This window comes from Streptomyces lydicus, assembly GCF_004125265.1.
Taxonomy (GTDB): domain Bacteria; phylum Actinomycetota; class Actinomycetes; order Streptomycetales; family Streptomycetaceae; genus Streptomyces; species Streptomyces lydicus_C.
This window is the reverse complement of the sequence record NZ_RDTE01000003.1, coordinates 5,155,225-5,176,035: the sequence shown is the minus strand read 5'-3', so window position 1 is coordinate 5,176,035 and position 20,811 is coordinate 5,155,225. Positions and strand designations below refer to the sequence as shown.

At 67.4% G+C, this 20,811-nt stretch carries 25 protein-coding genes; 6 read left to right on the top strand and 19 right to left on the bottom strand.

Features of this window, described 5'->3' with window-relative positions; all coding sequences use genetic code 11:
* The first annotated feature begins 166 nt into the window (after positions 1-166).
* On the top strand, positions 167-571 hold the full coding sequence (locus tag D9V36_RS25310; protein ID WP_164993027.1) for an ATP-binding protein: 405 nt from the start codon (positions 167-169) through the stop codon (positions 569-571).
* The gene (locus D9V36_RS25305) at positions 568-1,002 is read left to right on the top strand and encodes a hypothetical protein (protein ID WP_129295768.1); all 435 of its coding nucleotides are present in this window, start codon (positions 568-570) and stop codon (positions 1,000-1,002) included. Before D9V36_RS25310 ends, D9V36_RS25305 begins: the two co-directional genes overlap by 4 nt.
* Positions 1,003-1,062: 60 nt before the next feature.
* Here the strand turns inward: D9V36_RS25305 and D9V36_RS25300 are convergent, their stop codons facing one another.
* From D9V36_RS25300 to D9V36_RS25285, 4 genes are all read right to left on the bottom strand, one after another.
* A complete protein-coding gene (locus D9V36_RS25300; RefSeq protein WP_241721026.1) occupies positions 1,063-2,391 on the bottom strand; it encodes a hypothetical protein in 1,329 nt (442 codons plus the stop codon).
* Positions 2,388-3,554 (bottom strand): WXG100 family type VII secretion target, encoded by a 1,167-nt coding sequence (locus D9V36_RS25295; protein WP_164993026.1) that lies wholly within the window; start codon positions 3,552-3,554, stop codon positions 2,388-2,390. The genes D9V36_RS25300 and D9V36_RS25295 overlap by 4 nt, the downstream gene beginning before the upstream one ends.
* Positions 3,551-3,913, bottom strand: coding sequence for a type VII secretion target (locus D9V36_RS25290; protein ID WP_241721025.1), 363 nt, complete (start codon positions 3,911-3,913; stop codon positions 3,551-3,553). Before D9V36_RS25290 ends, D9V36_RS25295 begins: the two co-directional genes overlap by 4 nt.
* 227 nt (positions 3,914-4,140) lie before the next feature.
* Positions 4,141-4,362 carry a hypothetical protein gene (locus tag D9V36_RS25285; RefSeq protein WP_241721024.1) on the bottom strand — a complete coding sequence of 74 codons (222 nt, stop codon included), beginning with the start codon at positions 4,360-4,362 and terminating at the stop codon, positions 4,141-4,143.
* Between the two features lie 308 nt (positions 4,363-4,670).
* On the opposite strand from D9V36_RS25285, the gene coaA reads away from it, so the two are divergent.
* From coaA to D9V36_RS25270, 3 genes are all read left to right on the top strand, one after another.
* Positions 4,671-5,654: a type I pantothenate kinase gene (gene coaA / locus D9V36_RS25280; RefSeq protein WP_129295765.1), complete on the top strand. Its 984-nt coding sequence runs from the start codon at positions 4,671-4,673 to the stop codon at positions 5,652-5,654.
* Between the two features lie 13 nt (positions 5,655-5,667).
* The gene (locus D9V36_RS25275) at positions 5,668-6,600 is read left to right on the top strand and encodes a DUF389 domain-containing protein (RefSeq protein ID WP_129295764.1); all 933 of its coding nucleotides are present in this window, start codon (positions 5,668-5,670) and stop codon (positions 6,598-6,600) included.
* 103 nt (positions 6,601-6,703) lie between these two features.
* Positions 6,704-7,408 (top strand): hypothetical protein, encoded by a 705-nt coding sequence (locus tag D9V36_RS25270; protein WP_129295763.1) that lies wholly within the window; start codon positions 6,704-6,706, stop codon positions 7,406-7,408.
* Positions 7,409-7,497: 89 nt separating this feature from the next.
* Here the strand turns inward: D9V36_RS25270 and D9V36_RS25265 are convergent, their stop codons facing one another.
* The 7 genes from D9V36_RS25265 to D9V36_RS25235 form a co-directional block, all read right to left on the bottom strand.
* On the bottom strand, positions 7,498-7,989 hold the full coding sequence (locus tag D9V36_RS25265) for a hypothetical protein (protein WP_129295762.1): 492 nt from the start codon (positions 7,987-7,989) through the stop codon (positions 7,498-7,500).
* Positions 7,990-8,028: 39 nt separating this feature from the next.
* Positions 8,029-9,273, bottom strand: coding sequence for a putative T7SS-secreted protein (locus tag D9V36_RS25260; protein WP_129295761.1), 1,245 nt, complete (start codon positions 9,271-9,273; stop codon positions 8,029-8,031).
* Positions 9,274-9,287: 14 nt separating this feature from the next.
* On the bottom strand, positions 9,288-9,620 hold the full coding sequence (locus tag D9V36_RS25255) for a hypothetical protein (protein WP_129295760.1): 333 nt from the start codon (positions 9,618-9,620) through the stop codon (positions 9,288-9,290).
* Between the two features lie 452 nt (positions 9,621-10,072).
* On the bottom strand, positions 10,073-11,479 hold the full coding sequence (gene glmM, locus D9V36_RS25250) for a phosphoglucosamine mutase (protein ID WP_129295759.1): 1,407 nt from the start codon (positions 11,477-11,479) through the stop codon (positions 10,073-10,075).
* A gap of 143 nt (positions 11,480-11,622) precedes the next feature.
* Positions 11,623-12,135: a 30S ribosomal protein S9 gene (gene rpsI / locus D9V36_RS25245; protein WP_129295758.1), complete on the bottom strand. Its 513-nt coding sequence runs from the start codon at positions 12,133-12,135 to the stop codon at positions 11,623-11,625.
* Between the two features lie 43 nt (positions 12,136-12,178).
* Positions 12,179-12,622 carry a 50S ribosomal protein L13 gene (gene rplM / locus D9V36_RS25240; protein WP_006604900.1) on the bottom strand — a complete coding sequence of 148 codons (444 nt, stop codon included), beginning with the start codon at positions 12,620-12,622 and terminating at the stop codon, positions 12,179-12,181.
* Positions 12,623-13,003: 381 nt separating this feature from the next.
* Entirely contained in the window at positions 13,004-14,638 is a 1,635-nt protein-coding gene (locus tag D9V36_RS25235; protein WP_129295757.1) for an ABC-F family ATP-binding cassette domain-containing protein, read from the bottom strand.
* 56 nt (positions 14,639-14,694) lie between these two features.
* Between D9V36_RS25235 and D9V36_RS25230 the strand changes: the two genes are divergently transcribed.
* On the top strand, positions 14,695-15,567 hold the full coding sequence (locus tag D9V36_RS25230) for a hypothetical protein (RefSeq protein WP_129295756.1): 873 nt from the start codon (positions 14,695-14,697) through the stop codon (positions 15,565-15,567).
* 120 nt (positions 15,568-15,687) lie between these two features.
* On the opposite strand, the gene truA is transcribed toward D9V36_RS25230, so the two are convergent.
* The 8 genes from truA to infA form a co-directional block, all read right to left on the bottom strand.
* The gene (gene truA, locus D9V36_RS25225; RefSeq protein ID WP_129295755.1) at positions 15,688-16,554 is read right to left on the bottom strand and encodes a tRNA pseudouridine(38-40) synthase TruA; all 867 of its coding nucleotides are present in this window, start codon (positions 16,552-16,554) and stop codon (positions 15,688-15,690) included.
* Positions 16,555-16,714: 160 nt separating this feature from the next.
* Positions 16,715-17,182, bottom strand: a complete 468-nt coding sequence (gene rplQ, locus D9V36_RS25220) for a 50S ribosomal protein L17 (protein WP_129295754.1) — start codon at positions 17,180-17,182, stop codon at positions 16,715-16,717.
* Positions 17,183-17,320: 138 nt separating this feature from the next.
* The gene (locus D9V36_RS25215) at positions 17,321-18,343 is read right to left on the bottom strand and encodes a DNA-directed RNA polymerase subunit alpha (RefSeq protein ID WP_003956430.1); all 1,023 of its coding nucleotides are present in this window, start codon (positions 18,341-18,343) and stop codon (positions 17,321-17,323) included.
* A gap of 109 nt (positions 18,344-18,452) precedes the next feature.
* Positions 18,453-19,079: a 30S ribosomal protein S4 gene (rpsD, locus tag D9V36_RS25210; protein WP_129295753.1), complete on the bottom strand. Its 627-nt coding sequence runs from the start codon at positions 19,077-19,079 to the stop codon at positions 18,453-18,455.
* Positions 19,080-19,108: 29 nt separating this feature from the next.
* Positions 19,109-19,513 (bottom strand): 30S ribosomal protein S11, encoded by a 405-nt coding sequence (gene rpsK / locus D9V36_RS25205; protein ID WP_004571845.1) that lies wholly within the window; start codon positions 19,511-19,513, stop codon positions 19,109-19,111.
* A gap of 96 nt (positions 19,514-19,609) precedes the next feature.
* Positions 19,610-19,990, bottom strand: coding sequence for a 30S ribosomal protein S13 (gene rpsM / locus D9V36_RS25200; RefSeq protein ID WP_129295752.1), 381 nt, complete (start codon positions 19,988-19,990; stop codon positions 19,610-19,612).
* A 197-nt stretch (positions 19,991-20,187) separates the two neighbouring features.
* Complete coding sequence (rpmJ, locus tag D9V36_RS25195) at positions 20,188-20,301, bottom strand: 50S ribosomal protein L36 (RefSeq protein WP_003956441.1); 114 nt, start codon at positions 20,299-20,301, stop codon at positions 20,188-20,190.
* Positions 20,302-20,361: 60 nt separating this feature from the next.
* Positions 20,362-20,583 carry a translation initiation factor IF-1 gene (gene infA / locus D9V36_RS25190; protein ID WP_003956442.1) on the bottom strand — a complete coding sequence of 74 codons (222 nt, stop codon included), beginning with the start codon at positions 20,581-20,583 and terminating at the stop codon, positions 20,362-20,364.
* Between the last annotated feature and the right edge of the window lie 228 nt (positions 20,584-20,811).

Here is a 20,811-nt window from a genome sequence, read left to right as displayed (position 1 = left end):
CGCTACACGCCAGGGCGACAGAGACCCGGAGTTGCGTGCAACTTTTCACCGCCAAGGGCGTTGCACTACGCGAGAGTTCCGCTCTAGCGTGAATTCCACCACGAAGCGTCAGAAGTCATGGACGCTCCGTGATCAAGCTTCGGCCTGCCCACACCCTGGGGGACACATGTCCGGACGCACACACATCAAGAGGTTCCGGGTCCGGAAGGACTCCGTCGCCGCCGCACGACTCCACGTCAGAACGACCCTGACCGACTGGAAACTCGGCGGCCTCATCGAGGACAGCGTCCTCATCACCAGCGAACTGGCCACCAACGCCATCTCCCACGCCAAGGGCACGGGCGACTACTTCGAACTCGCCTTACGCCGTCGCAGCGGCATCCTGGTCCTGGAGGTGGCCGACTCCTACCAGTGGCGCATGCCGGAACTCCGCAAGCCCGGCCCGGACGACCCCGCCGGCCGCGGCCTGCTCATCGTGGACGCCCTCTCCCAGCACTGGGGCGTACGGCCGCGCGACCCCGGCAAGACGGTGTGGGCACACCTTCCGCTCCACCGCGCCGGGCAGCCATGAGCCGGCCCCACCGCCCCGGCTCCGGCATCCGTTCCGCATGGTGGTGCGAGTTCAGCACGCGCACCCCGGCACTCGGGGACGCGGACGATCAGGTGCTCCTACAGGCACAGAGCGCCGAGACCCCCACCCAGGCCATGGTGTGGATACGCCTCGCCGTACGCATGCTGCTGTCCGGCTTCGACCCGCGCGACACCGAGCGGGCCTACCAGTGGCTCGACCACGGGCAGTGGGAGGCGGTGGCGCGGCTCAAGGCGGGCGAGCCGTACGCGTTCACCGCTGCCGCAGGGCGGACCCGTGTCGAGTGGTCCGCCAGCCCGGTGCTGTTTCTCCCCCTGGCCCATGCCGCGACGGGACCGCCCTGGCGGTGCGCCGAGTCGGCGCTCTGCTCGTGCACGGCCAGAGGACACATGTGCCGCGGATACCACCGGTAGGCGATCCGCGAGATCTTGCTGAGGCGCACGCTCGCCGTGAGCCTCAGCGGGAAGAGCCGGTCACTGGCCCGTTTCGGGCTCGGAGCTCGGCAGGAAGCTCTTCAAGTACTGCCTGCGGTTCTCGTTCACGGCGAACCGCGCGATGAGCAGGCATCCGTACGCGCCGAGACATAGGATGCCCGCCCCCCAGCGTCCGACGCCGAAGACGACGGCTCCGAGCCCGACCACCGCCGCCACCAGCCATCCCAGGCCCTCGGAATGCAGCTTCGGATCCCAGACCGGGTACGTACGAATCGCCCGCAGGCCGTCTCCTTCGGGAAGGGATTCGGCGGCGGGTACGGGGACACCCTCAGGAGACTCTGTTTCTCCGGAAACCCTGAGGAGACCCTGCACACACCGCTGCCCGTCGAGCACAAGCATCGCGCGCACTTCCCTCACCCCAGTGCGGTTGGCGGCGAATTGCACCCAGTAGAGTTTCGCGTCACTTCCCTTGATTTCCCGGGAGAGGTGCGGCGGGTCGATCACCGGATCGAGCAGGAGTTCCCACTCGTACCCTTCGAATTTCACGCGAGGTTTCGGCCGGGTGGCGGTGACGTCCTCGACATCCGCGGCGCCGTCCATCACCACACCCACACTCTTCACCATGACGGGAAGCGATCGGCAATAACCCTTCTTGAGCGGAGTCCGTATCCCCCGGGACGCCTTGCGAAATCCTCCGACAAAGACAGCCCACAGCAAGGAGACGACCATCACGAACAGCACGAGGCCAACCATGGCCCAATGAGCGGATCCACCCGCCTTCTCTTCCAGGGCATCGCGATCGCTGTCGACGAGAACTCCGAGCTCCGCCGAGGACGGCGCGTAGAGCGCCCACACCAAGTCGCCGCGCTCCACCGGTTGTTTCGACCTGAATTCCGCCTTCTCGGACCTGGCACCGGCATCGAACGGCACCGCGACCCGGGCTACGACCTCGTACGGCTCGGAACTCTTTCTCCGGACGTACTCGGAGGAGATCACCTTCTGGACCGATACAGCCTGAATTCCGCCACCGGCTTTGATGATCTGCGCGGCCTCCGGAGAGAACGCGAGGGCCGCATAAAGGAACAGCCCCACCGGAACGAAGCTTACGATCAAACCGGCGGCGATCCACCCGTCGTTCCGCTCGGGCCACCAGTACGTGGACGTCCCGACCCGGCCCGCTTCCGGAGCGGGCCCGCCTCGCAGGCACACGAGCGCACCTGCGAGGCCGGCCACCACCAGCGACAGACAAGCCAGCAGATCCCAACGCGGCAGCGCCCCGGAGGGCTGCATCAACACCCGCACCACGGCGGCCAGCACTCCCGCACCGGCCGCCGTCAGGCAGGCATTGATCACACGGGCTCGAGTCATCCGAAAGTGTCCTTCACGCTGCGATTCTGCGGAGCCGTCTTGGCCTCGGGCTCCTTCTTCTCCGGCTCCTCCTCACCCTGTGCCACTGCCTGACCGGCGCCTGCCAGGCCGGCGCTGACCCCGCCCAGAGGGCCGTCGATCGACATGGAGGGCCCTTCCTTCGGAGGCGCCGGCGTAAAGCCCTCGGGTGCCTGAAAGCCTTCAGTCGGCTGGTTGAGGCGGCCCGCGCCGGCCACAGCCGCACCACCCATAGCGCCACCGACGAGGTTACCGGCGGTGCCCCACGCAACATCCGTCCAGGTGGTGCCTTCTTCTGTGAACCTGGCCTTGGCGCCCTCGGTCGCCCAACCACCGACGACGTTGCCCGTGGCACCGCCGGCCGCTCCGCTCGCCGCTTCGCGGAGGAACGGCGAGCCGACTGCCACCGCCGCGCCGTCCGCCCCAGACCGCGTCATCATCTTCGTGACCTTGCTTGCCGCCCCGAGGCCCGGCGCAGTCCCCGCGACCGCACCCACCCCACCCTGCCAGGTCGCCTCCCAGAGATCTGCGCCACTCACCCCGTCACCCGACCATGCCGCGCCCGCAACAGATCCCGCAGTATTTCCCGCCCAGTTGATGGCCACATTCGCGAGAAACCTGTGCGCCTTCGCCAGTTCAGCGACACGTCGAAACGCCGAAGCGATACGCGTAAGCATTGAGGCCAGGCGAGCAGAGACCCGAGCAGCCTGTGCGGCAAGGCGGGTCGCGTTGGCGGCCGCGGCAGCACCTCCGAAGCCCAACGTCACGAAGGACAGGGCGACCCCGACGCCGATCGAGACACCGATCTCGACGTAGATCGCGTGGATCTCGTCATTGACCTCTTCGATGGAGTCGGCGGCGTCATCGAGCCCCTTCGCGGCATGGGTGAAGGTCGGCTCTGTCTTCTGGATGCCCTGTTTCAGCGCGTTCCAGTGATGTTCGAAGGCATCGGCCGAATCGCCTTTCCAATGCTCACCGAGCGTCGCCTGGACTTTTTTGTCGAGTGCGTCGAAAGCCGACTCCAGCTCTGAGCCCATGTTGCGCCAGGACGTGGCTGCCGCCCGCAGGACGTCCGGTCGGCCACCAGGATTGACAAGCTCCAGCCCGGCTTCGACGATCTCTTCGCCGACCCCTTCGTTGCTCACTTTTCCCCCTGCTTGAATGCGGCAGCGATGTGCTCGTCCGACTTCTCGCTATTTTTCGCATTCTCCCGCAGGAGTTCACCGATAGCCTCGAGGTGCTTGTGAAGCTTCCCCAGCGATTCCGACATGTTCTCGGACAGTTCGATGTACGCGGAGGTGACCTCCTCGGACTCGGTCAGCAGTCCGAATCCATCGTGAATCGCCTCGGAGTCCGTCTTGCCCTTAAACCCTTTCAGGGCACTCTCGATGTCATAGGCGTAGCTGGCGAAATGTTTTCCCAGTTTGGCAAGTTCAGCAGGTTCAATGTGAAATTCTTTTGCCACCGAAGCCCCCGTGTCGAGTGCATCGCTCAGGGGGTGCACCCACGCAGAGCGCGACAGGGCGCAGCGCCCGAGCATCTGACTCGGCCAGGCTAGTTAAAGTCAGGCGGTCGATTTACAAAATCAGCCACCCTCCCCGAAGCTTTTTCGTGAAAAATGTCGGGATTGGGCACATCTAAACTGGGCAAAGCCGCAGCAAAGGTACGGTAATGTGCCACCGTCAACGTGGCTGATTAGAGACCGAGTTGCGAGCGGAGGCCGCCACCCATTCAAAACCCCCGCGCTATCCGCGCGTGCGCCTCCCGCACCGTCTCCAGGAACTCCTCGTCCGCCTCCGCGTCCGCCCCGAGTTCGCTGCCCGGCTCGTGGCGCTCCAGGAAGTCACCCAAATCCTCGCCCAGGTCCTCGTCCGGCAGATCCTCCGCCAGCTCGGCGTACACCCGCGCGGCGAATCCGTCCGAGCCGGCATCCGCCGCCCGGCCCCCGGTCACGCTTGTGGTCCTCCCCCACGGCCACTGTCCCAGCAGGCCGGCCCTACGCGCTCCCACACACACCTCCTGAATCGTCCTCGGCTGAATCGTCCTCGGCTGAATCGTCCTCGGCCCGACGTGCCGGGCCTCTCCCCGCCGCCGACCGTACCGGGCAAAAACCCTCGGGTACAGACACCCGGACAGAGAAGCCCCAAGCCCTCCCCTACATCCACAAGACCGACCTCCGGGGTACCCCGGACGTTCATCTCCGGGTGCTCCGCCGGACACCCCGATATGAACGGCGTGTGTCGGCTGCGCACAATGGGCGCGTGCCCCTGACGACCGATCCGCAGCAACGACGCCGCGCCGACAGCTCCCCGTACGTCGATCTGACGCGCGCGCAGTGGAGCGCACTGCGGGAGAAGACCCCCCTGCCCCTGACGGCCGACGAGGTCGAACGGCTGCGGGGCCTGGGCGATGTCATCGACCTCGACGAGGTGCGCGACGTCTACCTCCCGCTGTCCCGGCTCCTCAACCTCTACGTCGGCGCCACCAGCAACCTGCGCGGCGCGCTGAACACCTTCCTCGGCGATGTGGGCGGCGGCCCCCAGCCCGGTACCCCGTTCGTCATCGGGGTCGCGGGCAGCGTGGCGGTGGGGAAGTCCACCACCGCCCGGCTGCTGCAGGCGCTGCTGGCCCGCTGGCCCGAGCACCCGCGCGTCGAGCTGGTCACCACCGACGGCTTCCTGTTTCCCAACGCCGAGCTGCACCGCCGCGGCCTGATGTCCCGTAAGGGTTTCCCCGAGTCCTACGACCGGCGGGCGCTGACCCGCTTCGTCGCGGATGTGAAGTCCGGCAAGGCCGAGGTCACCGCGCCCGTCTACTCCCACCTCATCTACGACATCGTGCCCGGCGAGCGGCTGACCGTGCACCGCCCGGACATCCTCATCGTCGAGGGCCTGAACGTCCTGCAGCCGGCCCTGCCCGGCAAGGACGGCCGCACCCGCCTCGGACTCGCCGACTTCTTCGACTTCTCCGTCTACGTCGACGCCCGCATCGAGGACATCGAGAAGTGGTACCTCGGCCGCTTCCGCAAGCTGCGCGAGACGGCCTTCCAGAACCCGTTCTCCTACTTCCGCAAGTACACCCAGGTCTCCGAGGACGAAGCCCTCGACTACGCCCGGATGATCTGGCGCACCGTCAACAAGCCCAATCTGCAGCAGAACGTGGCCCCGACCCGCGGCCGCGCCAACCTGGTGCTGCGCAAGGGTCCTGACCACAAGGTGCAGCGGCTGTCGTTGCGCAAGCTCTAGGGAGTCGCACACCGTGCTGCATCTACGCCTGATCGTCCCCGGCAGCCGCACGGACGACGTCCTCCGGCTGCTGGAGACGACCGTCGGAGTGACCCATCTGGTGGTGCTCAACGGAGCGGCCCGCGATCCGCGGGGCGACGTGGTGATGTGCGATGTCGCACGGGAGGCCGGTGACGGGCTGCTGGCCCAGCTCCGGGAGATGGACCTGGACGAACACGGCTCGATCGCGGTCGAGAACATCGACCTGTCGCTGTCCCACCGGGCAGACCGGGCCGAGGATCAGGCGCCCGGCGAGGGAGCCGACGCTGTCCTGTGGGAGTCGCTGACCGATGCGACCCACGAGGAATCCACGCTCTCCGTCACCTACCTGGCGTTCCTGACGCTCGCCACGATGATCGCGGCCTGTGGCGTGGTCCTGGACAACGCGATCCTGATCGTGGGCGCGATGGCAGTCGGGCCGGAGTTCGGTCCGCTGGCCGGTATCTGTACGGCGCTGGTGCGGCGGGCACCCCGGCTGGCCTGGCGCTCCACGCTGGCACTGGTCGTCGGCTTCGCGGTGGCGATGGCGCTGACGGTCGGCTTCAGCCTCTTCATGGATGCGGTCGGCCTCTTCCACGCCGAGGACCTGGACGCCGCGCGCCCGAACACCAACTTCATCTACCGGCCCGACTGGTTCTCGTTCGTCGTCGCCGTGCTCGCCGGCATCGCCGGGGTGCTGTCACTGACGTCCGCGAAATCGGGCGCCCTGGTCGGCGTGGCGATCTCCGTCACCACCGTCCCGGCCGCCGCCAACGCCGCTGTCGCCCTCAGCTACGGGCAGTACGGCCAGGCCCGCGGCTCGTCGGAACAGCTGCTGCTCAACCTCGCCGGGATCGTACTGGCGGGCGTGGCCACCCTCCTGACGCAGAAGGCGCTGTGGGCCGGGCAGCGGCGGCAAAAGGGGTAACGTCCCGAAAGGTCATTTGTGTAGCGGTGCAAAGGGGGGCGACCCACCCGCCGTCCGCCCCCGACACGTGCATTCATCGCGCCGTCCGACATACTCATGCCATATGAACGAGGCATGGGAAGTACTCATTTTCATCGGCATGATCCTGGGCATAGCCGCCATGTTCGGCGGGTACATCTGGGCCTCGTGGTACGTGAAGAAGAGGGATGGCCAAAACACCCAACAGCGGGACGAGCTACTTCAGTTCATCGAGAGCCGGGGCTGGAGTCACACGTATTCGGCCATCGGAGACCGCTACTGCGGGGGGACGCCACTCCCCATGCAGGGCACCAATGTCCCCATATGGGACTACACGGTTGGTGAATTCCGGGGACGCACCTTCTGCTGCTTCGAGTACAACACGCGAAACAGCACCTCGGGCCCGGACGCGTGGCAGTACAACGCGGTGTTCGCCGTGACGATGCCGGCGCCCGTACCACGGATGGTCATCAAAAAGCCGCGGGTAGTGGACAAGTTGAACGCGCGCGCGGACGCCCTGTTCGGCGGCGGCAAGGTGACGGAGCTGGGCGACCCCGCATTCGACGAGGCATTTCGCCTGATTGCCAATGACGAGGAGTTCGCACGTAGTGCCCTGACCGGTCCCATGTCGCAGTTCCTCACCTCCGACCCTCGCGCCAAGGACGAGCCTCTCCGGTTCCAAGGAAACGAGTTGCTCACCTGGTATCACGGACGACTCCGGCCGCAAGACATCGACCAGAAGCTGAACTATTTGTGCGACGTCCTGGACCACTGGCCGGCACAGGCGTAACAGCCCGCCTCAACGGCCGCTCTCACGGATGAGCCCCTCACGGTTACGGACCGCGAGGGGCTCACCCATGAGCACCGAGTTGCAGGGGACTACGCGGCGTCAGAGCCCGCCGGTCGAATGGAGCGGACGAACTCCTCGAAGTCGTCGGCAACCTGATACAGCTGGGACTGCTTGGCCGTCAATGCCAACTCGATCACCGCGTGTTTGGCCGAGTCGTGCGCATCATGCATGAGTAGGTAGACCTGGCTCTGGACCAACTCCACGGGCAGCCCGCGCAACGTGGTGGAGATCCGCAGCGTTTGGGTCAGCGCAGGAATTTCGGGAGTGCCTCCTTGGGACTGCTTGGCGACGCTCACCGTCGCCCCCTCGCGCAGCCGCTGGACCGACTCGTGCGCGAGAGTCACCAGGTCGGCTTCGTCCCGGATTTTACCTGCGATCGTGATATTCGCGGTGAACTTCTCCTGGGACTCCGAATGGAGGGCGATGAAAGCCACCCCAGGAGCGCCCACCTCATCGGGGGGCGCCGGCTGCCAGCCCTCCGGCAGCGAAAATTCGATCTTCACCGGCAGCGTGGTCGCCATCGTGGATCAACTCCCTAGTATGGAAATGCGAGGCCAGTGTCATCCGAAGGGGTTGATGGACTCCAGTCCGTCGCCCATTGCGTCGAGACCGTCCCCCACTTTGTCACCTATGTCACTGACCGTGTCCACGACCTTTTCGGGATCGACCTCGACCTGGAAGCCGACCTTGCCCCCGAGCCCGAGCCCGACGCCCACATCGGCGCCGACGACGAACTTCCCATCCTTCATGCCGGCATCCGCATGGGCCGCAGCTCCGGCTCCGGCCCACCCTTCCGCGGTGGCACCAGCCCCGATACCGCCCACGTCCGCGTGGCCGCTCGCAGTCGCCTTGGCGCCCGCGAAAGCCTCAGCGCCAGCATGCACTCCATCCTTGCCCACGGATGCATTCGCCGTCGCTTCAGCCCCGACGAATCCCGAAGCCTCCCCCTTGAGCGCGGCGGGGCCATACTCGACGCCGCCCTCCGCGGATGCCTGCGCGAGGTACGCCTTACCGCTGGCCGCGGCCTGGAGTTTGCCGTCGGTCACGGACGCAGCCGCCGTGCCCTCCGCCCCAAGAAGTTTGAGTCCGGCTTTCCCGGAGGCCTTTCCATCGTCTCCGAACTGAGACTCGGTTTCGGCCTCCTTCCCCCAGGCGCTTGCCTCAGCCTTCCGCTCCCACAGCTTGACCTCGGAAGCTCGGGGTTTTTTCGCATTGGGATCCTCGGGGCCCGCCGCGCCGAAGCGCTTATTCTTACTTCTCGGCTTATCGGTCAGCGGGTTGGATTCGTAGAGGTCCCTAATGCTGACGCTGACCTTCCCCGATTCCTTTTGCTGTTCGGCAGTCTTGCCTGCCCTTTGCAGCCAGGACGGCGCATCGGAATCGCCGCCGGCCGCGTCCTCCAGCTTCCCCGCCGCCGAGTCAGCTTCGTCCCGCACATTCTGTCGCGCGGTTTTCAAAATCAGCTGGGCATGGCTTTCATTGCCGCCGTCCCACAGCTCGATTGCCTCCCGCGCCTTCCCCTGCGCCGCGCTCAACGCCGTGGCGTACCTACTGACTGCCGCGGCTGCGTCGGACAGCGCATCCGAAGCGTAGAGCCAGTTCTTCTTCTCACCGGAAAGCTTTTCCCAGAACTGGTCGCTGGCCGCACCGTTCCAGCCGGATATTCGTACGGCGCCCAGCCCCTGTGCGACGGTCTCGAATTTTCCGGATTGTTTCTTGAGCGCCCGCGCGACACCCTCGATGGCCCCCACGTCGCCAGGTATGAGCCCTTTGGGGTCTTTGGTTTCGCCCAGCTCTTCCGTCATGCCCGCCCCCGTTACTACAGCCCCGAACCATTCTTATGCTGATTTATATACTGCATATACTGGCCGGTATGAGATTCGTTTTGCTCATAGGTGTCCGCTTGGCCTTTTAGCTTGTCCGACATGTCGCCGGCGCGGTCACCGAGAACCAGATAGGCCACGTCCCACGTCTCGCAAAAGCTTTCAAACTTCTCGCCGAGGATCTTGTCGCCCTGGTCGGAACCGGCGAAGTCGTCGTTCAGCGCTCCGAAATCAGCCCCCTTGGCCGGGTTAAGGCATTTCAGTACATCCGAAGCCCCGGCCCTGATCTCATCCGGATCGGCCTTGAAGCCGTCGCGATTAATGGACATTCGCGAACTACCACCCCGTGAACACGCGCTGACGGCAGGAGAGTTGACACTGCCTTTCTCAGAACCTATCACCACCTGTGGTTCCGTCAGATCGGCGGGTCAGTTCGAACCCGTCGTCCACAACTCGCCCTATACATCCTGCAAGTTGCGCGAGTTGACCTATCTGCCGAATGTCCGGTCCACGCGATGGCAGCGCAAAAAGCGGCAACGACGCTCAACCAAGCGATATGGAAGGGGAGTTGGCATTAGGTCGGCGGTCTCGCAATCGGGGAACGAATATCACCGTTGCCGGGCATACACAGAATGCGCCGGAAACCGACACGCCGACTCCACATTCCTTTGCGACGGATAAAAACCGCCGCCCTCCTGACGCCCGGTCACGCACACACAACAGCGGGCCCGCTCCCCCACGTACAGGGGAAGCGGGCCCGCTAAGGAAATTCCGCCGGGCGCTAGCCCAGCGCCGACTTGACCGCGTCGGCCAGCCGCTCGGCCACCGACCGCGCCTGCTCGATGTCCGCGGCCTCCACCATCACCCGCACCAGCGGCTCCGTGCCGGACGGGCGCAGCAGCACCCGGCCGGTGGCGCCCAGCTCCCGCTCCGCCTCGGCGACCGCGGCGGTCAGCTCGGGGGAGGTGGTCACCCGCGACTTGTCGACGTCGGGGACGTTGATGAGGATCTGCGGCAGCCGCTCCATGACGCCCACCAGGTCGGCCAGCGGCCGGCCGGTCGCGGCGACCCGGGCACCCAGCATCAGACCGGTCAGCGTGCCGTCGCCGGTCGTCGCGTGGTCCAGCACGATCACATGCCCGGACTGCTCGCCGCCCAGCGCGAAGCCGTGCGCCTTCATCTCCTCCAGGACGTAACGGTCGCCGACCGCGGTCTGGACGAGGTCGATGCCCTCGCGCTCCATGGCGAGCTTGAAGCCCAGGTTGGACATCACGGTGGCGACGACGGTGTTCTTGCGCAGCATCCCCGCCTCGCGCATCCCGAGCGCCAGCACGGCCAGGATCTGGTCGCCGTCGACCTCGTTGCCCTCGCGGTCCACGGCCAGGCAGCGGTCCGCGTCGCCGTCGTGCGCGACACCCAGGTCGGCGCCGTGCTCGACGACGGCCGCCCGCAGCAGCTGGAGGTGGGTGGAGCCACAGCCTTCGTTGATGTTCAGGCCGTCGGGGTCGGTGCCGATCGTGATGACCTCGGCGCCGGCCCGCGCGAAGGCCTCGGGCGAGACCCGCGCCGCCGCACCGTGCGCACCGTCGATGACGATCTTCAGCCCGTCCAGGCGGTTGGGCAGCACGCCGACGAGGTGCGCGACGTAGTTGTCGAAGCCCTCGTCATAGACGGTGACCCGGCCCACGCCGGCGCCGGTCGGCCGTTCCCAGGGCTCACCGGAGCTGTGGGCGCGGTAGGTCTTCTCGATCCGGTCCTCCAGCTCGTCGGCGAGCTTGTGACCGCCGCGGGCGAAGAACTTGATGCCGTTGTCGGGCATCGGGTTGTGACTGGCGGAGAGCATCACACCGAGGTCCGCACCGAGCGAGCCGGTCAGATAGGCGACCGCCGGGGTCGGGAGCACCCCCACCCGCAGCACGTCCACACCGGCGCTGGCCAGGCCCGCGACGACCGCGGCCTCCAGGAACTCCCCGGATGCCCGTGGATCACGGCCGACCACCGCCACCGGCCGGTGACCTTCGAACGCCCGCCCGTCGCCCGACCGCCGCCCCTGCAGGACGGGGCTTCGCCCCGACGCCTCCTCCGCGAGCACATGCGCCGCAGCGACCGACAGACCGAGCGCCAGCTCCGCCGTCAGATCCGCATTGGCGACACCGCGCACACCGTCCGTGCCGAAGAGTCGTCCCACTGGTGTCCTCCGAGTAGATGAGCTTGGACCAGAGCATTAAGTCCAGGTATACGCCCCGGGTCCTGGATAGCCGAACGCCCCGGCAGCACGGATCCGTGCCACCGGGGCGTTCGCCAAGTGCTGCATGTCGCAGCGAGCGCGGATTAGCGCTTGCTGTACTGCGGCGCCTTACGGGCCTTCTTCAGACCGGCCTTCTTGCGCTCGACCGCACGCTCGTCACGCTTGAGGAACCCGGCCTTCTTCAGCGCGCCGCGGTTGTTGTCGACGTCCGCCTCGTTCAGCGCACGGGCCACGCCCAGGCGCAGCGCACCGGCCTGGCCGGAGATGCCGCCGCCGGAGATGCGGGCGACCACGTCGTAGCGGTTGTCGAGCTCGAGCACCTTGAAGGGCTCGTTGACTTCCTGCTGGTGCACCTTGTTGGGGAAGTAGCCCTCAAGGGTGCGACCGTTGATCTTCCACTGGCCGGTGCCCGGAACGATCCGGACGCGGGCAATGGCGTTCTTGCGACGGCCCAGGCCGGCAGCCGGCTGCGGGTCGCCGAAGCGGGAGGCGAGGGACTCGGAGGTGTACTCCGACTCCACGACCTCGGTCTCAGTGGTGTATTCCTCGACGACGTCGTCGTTCTCGATGACGGTCTCGGGAGTGGTCTCGGCCACGATGCTCCTCAGAATTCTCTGTCGTCTTAGGGGGTGGCCGGAACTACTGCGCGACCTGGGTGATCTCGAACGGCACCGGCTGCTGCGCAGCGTGCGGGTGCTCGGCGCCCGCGTAGACCTTCAGCTTCGAGAGCATCTGACGGCCGAGGGTGTTCTTGGGGAGCATGCCCTTGATGGCCTTCTCGACGGCCTTCTCGGGGTTCTTGTCGAGCAGCTCGTCGTAGCGGACGGAGCGCAGACCGCCCGGGAAGCCCGAGTGGCGGTAGGCCATCTTCTGGGTCCGCTTGTTGCCCGACAGGTGCACCTTGTCGGCGTTGACGATGATGACGAAGTCACCCATGTCGACGTGCGGCGCGTAGACGGGCTTGTGCTTACCCCGCAGGAGGGACGCGGCCTGGGTGGCCAGACGGCCCAGGACAACGTCCTGCGCGTCAATGATGTGCCACTGGCGCTGGACATCGCCGGGCTTGGGGCTGAACGTACGCACGGTTAGCCTTCGCTTCTTCAGAGGTGGGATATCCCCGGGGCCTGAGGCCTCGGGAACGGGTCCTGTACTGGTCACCGCTGCCGATCACACCAGCAGGAGCGGCGCTACGGGTGACGCAACCCGATCGTCCGTCGCTGGTCATCGGCCCGGTGGACCGCGTAAGGGCCCCCTCACGTGAGATAGAGCAAGCCAATACGCATAACGAACAGGCAGAATACCGGCCCGGCCCCGGTGGGGTCAAAACGCCCCCGGACCGGCGCGCGGCACCGGCCTCCAACCGCCGCTCCGGTCACCGTGCGTATCGGCCGCCCCACAGCCCCCACCGGCACCGCCACATCGGGGACGCGGGCCGGCCACACCGGGGACGCGGGCCGGCCACGCCTACCGCTCGCGCACCACCCGCCGCTCGTCCCACACCGGCTCCGCCGTCTCCCGCACCAGCCCGTCGGAGCCGAACACCAGGAACCGGTCGAAGGAGCGCGCGAACCACCGGTCGTGGGTCACCGCCACCACCGTCCCCTCGTACGCCTCCAGCCCCTCCTGCAGCGCCTCGGCCGACTCCAGGTCCAGGTTGTCCGTCGGCTCGTCGAGCAGCAGCGCGGTCGTGCCGGACAGCTCCAGCAGCAGGATCTGGAAGCGCGCCTGCTGGCCGCCGGAGAGCCGTTCGAAGCGCTGCTCGGCCTGCTGCTCCAGCTCGTAGCGGCGCAGCGCTGACATGGCCTGCCCCTTGTTCTTGGCGTGCTCGGTCCACAGGATGTCGAGCAGGGTGCGGCCCATCAGCTCGGGGTGGGCGTGGGTCTGCGCGAAGTGCCCCGGGACGACGCGGGCGCCGAGCTTCCAGCTGCCGGTGTGCGCAACGGGGTTCTGCTCGTCCCCGGCCAGCAGCCGCAGGAAGTGGGACTTGCCCGACCCGTTCGAGCCGAGAACCGCGACCCGCTCGCCGTAGAAGATCTCCAGGGAGAAGGGCTTCATGAGGCCGGTCAGCTCCAGCCCCTCGCAGGTGACCGCCCGTACCCCGGTGCGTCCACCGCGCAGCCGCATGGTGATGTCCTGCTCACGCGGCGGCTCCGGCGGCGGCCCGGCCTCCTCGAACTTCTTCAGCCGGGTCTGCGCCGCGGCGTAGCGCGAGGCCAGCTCGTGGCTGACCGAGGCCGCCTGGCGCAGCGAGACCACCAGCTTCTTGAGCTGTGCGTGCTTCTCGTCCCAGCGCCGCCGCAGCTCCTCGAAGCGGGCGAAGCGCTCCTTGCGCGCCGCGTGGTAGGTGTCGAAGCCGCCGCCGTGCACCCAGACGTCGGAGCCCGCGGGCCCCGGCTCGACGCTGACGATCTTCTCCGCGGCCCGGGCCAGCAGCTCCCGGTCGTGCGAGACGAACAGCACCGTCTTACGGGTCTGCCGGAGCTGTTCCTCCAGCCAGCGCTTGCCGGGGACGTCCAGATAGTTGTCCGGCTCGTCCAGCAGCAGCACCTCGTCCGTGCCGCGCAGCAGCGACTCCAGCACCAGCCGCTTCTGCTCGCCCCCGGACAGCGTGCGCACCTGCCGCCACTGCGCCTTCTCGTACGGCATCCCCAGGGCCGCCGTCGTGCAGATGTCCCAGGCCGTCTCGGCCTCGTAGCCGCGCGCCTCGGCCCAGTCGCTGAGCGCCTGGGCGTAGGCCATCTGCGCTGCCTCGTCGTCGCCCTCGGCGCTCATCATCGCCAGCTCGGCGGCGTCCACCGCCGCTGCCGCCGCCCTGATCCGCGGCTGCGCCACGGACACCAGCAGGTCGCGCACCGTGCGCTCGTCCCGTACGGAGCCCACGAACTGCGGCATCACGCCCAGCCCGCCGCTGACCGTCACCGCCCCGCCGTGCGGCTGGAGCTCCCCCGCGATCAGCCGCAGCAGCGTCGTCTTTCCGGCGCCGTTGGCCCCCACCAGGGCGACCGACGCGCCCTCCCCCACTCGGAAGGACACGTCTCCCAGCAGGACCCTCCCGTCCGGCAGGTAGTACTCCAGATGTCCGGCCTCAAGATGTCCCATGAGCGGGATTGTGACCGGCCTCCGGGCGTTCCACCAACCCCATTAGGATGCGCGGCATGAGCTTTGGGCAAGGGGGGCCGTTCGACGGCCCCGGGGGTTCTTCGTCGTCCACTCCGGACTGGGGTGCACTCGCCGAGGAGAGCGAGGCACAGGCCCGCCGCAAACGCCGGCTGTGGATCGGCGGCGGAGCGCTGGCGGCCCTCGCGGTGGCCGGCATCGTCACCTTCGCCGTCATATCCGGCGGCAGTGGCTCACCGGGCGGCAACCCGACGGCGTCGCCCACGGCGTCCGACCAGGCCGCGGCGCCGGACGCCCAGCCGTCCTTCCCCGACGTCTCCGTGCCGCCCCCGCCCAACCCGCGGGACTACATCTCCGACCCGAAGAAGGACAAGGCGCCGCTCACCCCGGCCACCCTCTTCGCGCAGAAGAGCATGGTCGTCGGCGCGCACACCTACCCGCGCACCAAGACCGCCACCACCAAGGACTGCACCGCCGCCGCCCAGGGGCCGCTGGTCTCCTCGCTGTCCCACAACGGCTGCAAGCAGCTGCTGCGCGCCACCTACGCCAAGGGCGGCGTCGCGGTCACCCTCGGCATCGCGGTCTTCGACTCCCCCGCACAGGCCACCAAGGTCATGAACGAGAACAAGGCCAACCTGATGCCGCTGCCCGGCGGCGGGGTCCCCTCGGACTTCTGCCAGGGCACGAAGTGCCGGATGGCGACCAACGCCACCGGCCGCTACGCGTACTTCACGATCGCCGGCTACCTCAACGGCAAGGACGTCACCGCCACGGAGACCAAGGCCCGGCAGATCGCCCGGGACGGCGGCGCCTACGCGTTCAGCCAGATCACCCAGCGCGGCAAGGACCAGGCCGCCAAGGCTGCCGAACAGCAGCTCAAGGACGCCCAGAAGAAGGCCGGCAAGTCCTGACCGCTTGCGCCGGCACGTCCTGACCGCTTCCGGTGGCGCCGCCCTTCCCGGCGGCGCCCCGAAAGCTCCACGGGTCACCGCAAGATTCCACGGTCACCGCAAGACTCCACGGGCCACCGCTCAGCAGCAGCCGCCCCCGCCACCGGCCCCGGGCAGCGTCCGCTTGTTCCGCGCCTCCTGGTTGCGGGCCATCAGCAGCTCGTCGGCCGGATAGCCGACCTCCTCCAGCGTCAGCCCGTGCGGCCGCACGACATGGACGGCGGAGTCCCGCACCCCGGCGGCCAGCACCTTCCCGGGCCACTCCACCGGCCGGTGCCCGTCGCCGACGAACAGCATCGCCCCCACCAGCGACCGCACCATGTTGTGGCAGAAGGCGTCCGCCCGCACGGTCGCGGTGATGATCCCGTCCGCCCCGCGCGACCAGCTCAGCTCCTGCAGCGTACGGATCGTCGTCGCGCCCTCCCGCCGCTTGCAGTACGCCGCGAAGTCGTGCTCCCCCAGCAGCGGCCGCGAGGCCTCGTTCATCGCCTCGACGTCCAGCTCCCAGTCGTGCCACAGCACATGGCCGCGCAGCAGCGGATCCACGCCCCCGTGGTGATCGGTCACCCGGTACGCATACCGCCGCCAGACCGCCGAGAACCGCGCGTTGAACCCGTACGGCGCCTCGGCCAGCCGCCACACCCGCACGTCCTTGGGCAGCCGCCCGGCCAGCCGCCGCAGCAGCTTGTCCTGATGCTCGGCCCACACCGCCCCGGGCAGGTCCACGTGCGCCACCTGCCCCCGCGCATGCACCCCCGCATCCGTCCGCCCGGCGACGGTGAGCTCGTACGTCTCCCCGGACCGGGTCACGGTCCGCAGCGCGTCCTCGATCTCCCCCTGCACGGTCCGCCGGCCACCGGCCTGCTTCGCCCACCCGGAGAAGTCCTTTCCATCGTAGGAAAGGTCCATCCGCACCCGGACGAACCCGGGCTCCACTTCGTCACTCACGACAGCAATCCTCCCTCACACCACGGGCAGCCGTTCCGCACGGGCCCCTCCCCCGGGCACGATGCATCTGGCACGGCGGACCGCCCCCGCCACCGCCCGCCCGCGCATACGAAAGCGGGCCCGCCCCGAAGGGCGGACCCGCTCACACGTCGGTCAGGACTCAGGCGTCCTTCGACTCCTCGGTCGCCTCGGCAGCCTCGGCCGCCTCCGCGTCCTTGGCCGCACGCTTCGTCGCGGCCTCGGCCTCACCGGTGGCCTGCTGGGCCACGGTCAGCGCCTCCACCAGCTCGATGACGGCCATGGGCGCGTTGTCGCCACGGCGGTTACCGATCTTGGTGATACGGGTGTAGCCACCCGGACGGTTCTCGAACCGCGGGGCGATCTCCGTGAAGAGCGTGTGCACAACGCTCTTGTCCGAGATCAGCTGCATGACCTGACGGCGGTTGTGAAGGTCGCCCTTCTTCGCCTTGGTCACCAGGCGCTCCGCGTACGGACGCAGACGACGGGCCTTGGCCTCGGTCGTCGTGATGCGGCCGTGCTCGAAGAGCGAGGTGGCCAGGTTGCGCAGCATCAGGCGCTCGTGCGCAGCGCTGCCGCCCAGACGGGCACCCTTGGCGGGCTTCGGCATGGTGTATCTCCTTCATAGCTGCACCGGCCGTATCAGGTACCGGTGTCAGTTCCCACGAGGCGGCCGCCCCGCGGAAGATCAAAATTCAGCCCGTCCGGCGTTTGAGGACAAAGCCTCAGCCACGCCGAAGCCGCAGGCTCAGTACTGCTCGGTCTCGACGAAGCCCGCATCCGCGTCGTCGTCCGCGCCAAACGCGTCGGCGGCGGCGGTCGGGTCGAATCCGGGCGGGCTGTCCTTGAGGGCCAGGCCCATGCCGGCCAGCTTCGCCTTGACCTCGTCGATCGACTTCGCACCGAAGTTGCGGATGTCGAGCAGGTCGGCCTCGGAGCGCGCCACGAGCTCACCCACGGAGTGGATGCCCTCACGCTTGAGGCAGTTGTACGAGCGGACCGTGAGCTCCAGCTCCTCGATCGGCAGCGCCAGGTCGGCGGCCAGGGCGGCGTCCGTCGGGGACGGGCCCATGTCGATGCCTTCGGCGTCGATGTTGAGCTCGCGCGCCAGACCGAACAGCTCGACCAGGGTCTTACCGGCGGACGCCATGGCGTCACGCGGGCGCATGGCCTGCTTGGTCTCGACGTCGACGATCAGCTTGTCGAAGTCGGTGCGCTGCTCGACACGGGTCGCCTCGACCTTGTACGTGACCTTGAGCACCGGCGAGTAGATGGAGTCGACCGGGATACGGCCGATCTCCTGGCCCACCTGCTTGTTCTGGACGGCGGAGACGTAGCCGCGACCGCGCTCGACGGTCAGCTCCATCTCCAGCTTGCCCTTGCCGTTGAGCGTGGCGAGGACCAGGTCCGGGTTGTGCACCTCGACACCGGCCGGCGGGGCGATGTCCGCGGCGGTGACCAGGCCGGGGCCCTGCTTGCGCAGGTACATCACGACCGGCTCGTCGTGCTCCGAGGAGACGACCAGCTGCTTGATGTTGAGGATCAGGTCGGTGACGTCCTCCTTGACGCCCGGCACGGTGGTGAACTCGTGCAGGACACCGTCGATGCGGATGGACGTGACCGCCGCACCCGGGATCGAGGACAGGAGGGTCCGACGCAGGGAGTTGCCGAGGGTGTAGCCGAAGCCCGGCTCCAGCGGCTCGATCACGAACCGGGAGCGGTATTCGTCGACGACCTCTTCGGTCAGCGAGGGACGCTGAGCAATCAGCATGGTGTTCGATCCTTCAGTCGTGGACGCCCGCTATTTGACGCCCGCTGTACTGACAAGGGTACGGGCGGCACGGCGCCATCGGCTCCGTACCGCCCCCACCGGTCAGCTCTTACTTGGAGTAGAGCTCCACGATCAGCTGCTCCTGCACCTGGGTGTCGATCACCTGGCGCTCGGGCATGCTGTGCACGAGGATCCGCAGGTTCGAGGGGATCGCTTCCAGCCAGGCCGGAACCGTCTTCTCGCCGGCCTCGGCCTTGGCCACCTCGAAGGGGGTCAGGTTCCGAGAGCCCTCGCGGACCTCGACGATGTCGTTCACGGACACACGAGCCGACGGAATGTCGGTCTTGCGGCCGTTCACCGTGATGTGTCCGTGACGCACCAGCTGACGGGCGTGGTCGCGGGACTTGGCAAAGCCGGCCCGGTAGACCACGTTGTCGAGGCGGGTCTCAAGGATGCGCAGAAGGTTCTCACCGGTCTTGCCGGTCTTCTGGTTCGCTTCCTTGTAGTAGTTCACGAACTGCTTCTCCAGGACACCGTAAATACGGCTGCACTTCTGCTTCTCACGAAGCTGGAGCAGGTACTCGCTGTCCTTGGTGCGCCCGCGACCGTGCTCACCCGGGGGGTAAGGACGGATCTCGATCGGGCACTTCGCGCTCTCGCACTTGCTCCCCTTGAGGAAGAGCTTCTGCTTCTCCCGACGGCAACGCTTGCAGTCGGCCCCGGTGTATCGCGCCATTTTCCAGTTGTCTCCGTTACCTCAGTGCGTCAGACGCGCCGGCGCTTGGGCGGGCGGCATCCGTTGTGCGGAGTGGGGGTGACGTCCTGGATCGAACCCACCTCGAGGCCGGTGGCCTGGAGGGAGCGGATCGCGGTCTCACGGCCGGAGCCGGGACCCTTGACGAAGACGTCGACCTTGCGCATGCCGTGCTCCTGCGCGCGGCGGGCGGCCGACTCGGCGGCCATCTGCGCGGCGAAGGGGGTGGACTTGCGCGAGCCCTTGAAGCCGACGTGGCCGGCAGAGGCCCAAGAGATCACGTTGCCCGTGGGGTCGGTGATCGAAACGATCGTGTTGTTGAACGTGCTCTTGATGTGAGCGTGCCCGTGGGCAACGTTCTTCTTCTCCTTGCGGCGCACCTTCTTGGCGCCGGCCGTACGGCCCTTCGGAGGCATTCATTACTCCCGTGGAGGTGGTCGGTCCTACAGCGAAGACCGCTTGCAGGGGTCCGGGGGGCGTCCCCCGGAGCACACAGTGCGTCCTGCTGAGGACTACTTCTTGCCCGGCTTCTTCTTGCCGGCGATCGCGCGACGCGGACCCTTGCGGGTACGGGCGTTCGTGCTGGTGCGCTGACCGTGCACCGGCAGACCGCGACGGTGACGCAGACCCTGGTAGCAGCCGATCTCGACCTTGCGGCGGATGTCGGCCTGGATCTCGCGACGGAGGTCACCCTCGGTCTTGAGGTTGTTGTCCACGAACTCGCGGATCTTGATGAGGTCTTCCTCGGCAAGATCGCGAACACGGGTGTTGGGGTCCACGCCGGTGGCGGCGAGGGTCTGCTGCGACAGCGTCCGCCCGATACCGAAGACGTAGGTGAGGGCGACCTCCACACGCTTTTCGCGCGGGAGATCAACGCCTGCGAGGCGTGCCATTGATGTGGCTCCTGATGGCTATTCGGAGGTCTTCCGCAGCACCGTTCCCGTAAGACTCTGCAGAATTACGAGCCGGGTCCCCGGCCTCCGAGCCGGGGGTGTCGTCCCACGCGAGAGATGCGGGGGTCGGGTGACTGCGTATGTACGTATGTGCTTGCGTCGCGCGAAAACTGCGAAATGCAGGTGGTCGGCGTGCGTCAGCCCTGGCGCTGCTTGTGGCGCAGGTTGTCGCAGATGACCATGACCCGGCCGTGGCGGCGGATCACCTTGCACTTGTCGCAGATCTTCTTGACGCTCGGCTTGACCTTCATGGGATGTGAGGTTCTCCGGGTCAGTGCCGTCACCCCACGGGAGCGGGGCGGCGACAAGATCTACTTGTAGCGGTAGACGATCCGGCCACGCGTCAGGTCGTAGGGAGAGAGCTCCACGACGACCCGGTCATCCGGGAGGATACGGATGTAGTGCATCCGCATCTTTCCGCTGATGTGCGCGAGGACCTTGTGACCGTTCTGGAGCTCCACCTTGAACATGGCGTTCGGGAGGGACTCGATCACGGTGCCCTCGATTTCGATGGCACCTTGCTTCTTGGCCACGCTTCGCCCTTCGAATCGGCTACCTTGATCGACTATCCCGCACCACACCCTCGACCAAGAGGGCATACGGATGCACGAGAGCCGACGCGTTAGTCTACGTCAGCGCCCGGCAAAAGACGAATCCAGGATTATTGCCCACCCGGGGAGATCCTTACGCCCGGGACCGGTCGGCCGGGCGCGTCAGGGCGCCGGGGCGCGGCGTGTCGGGGCGTCGGGCGGGGGCGTCGG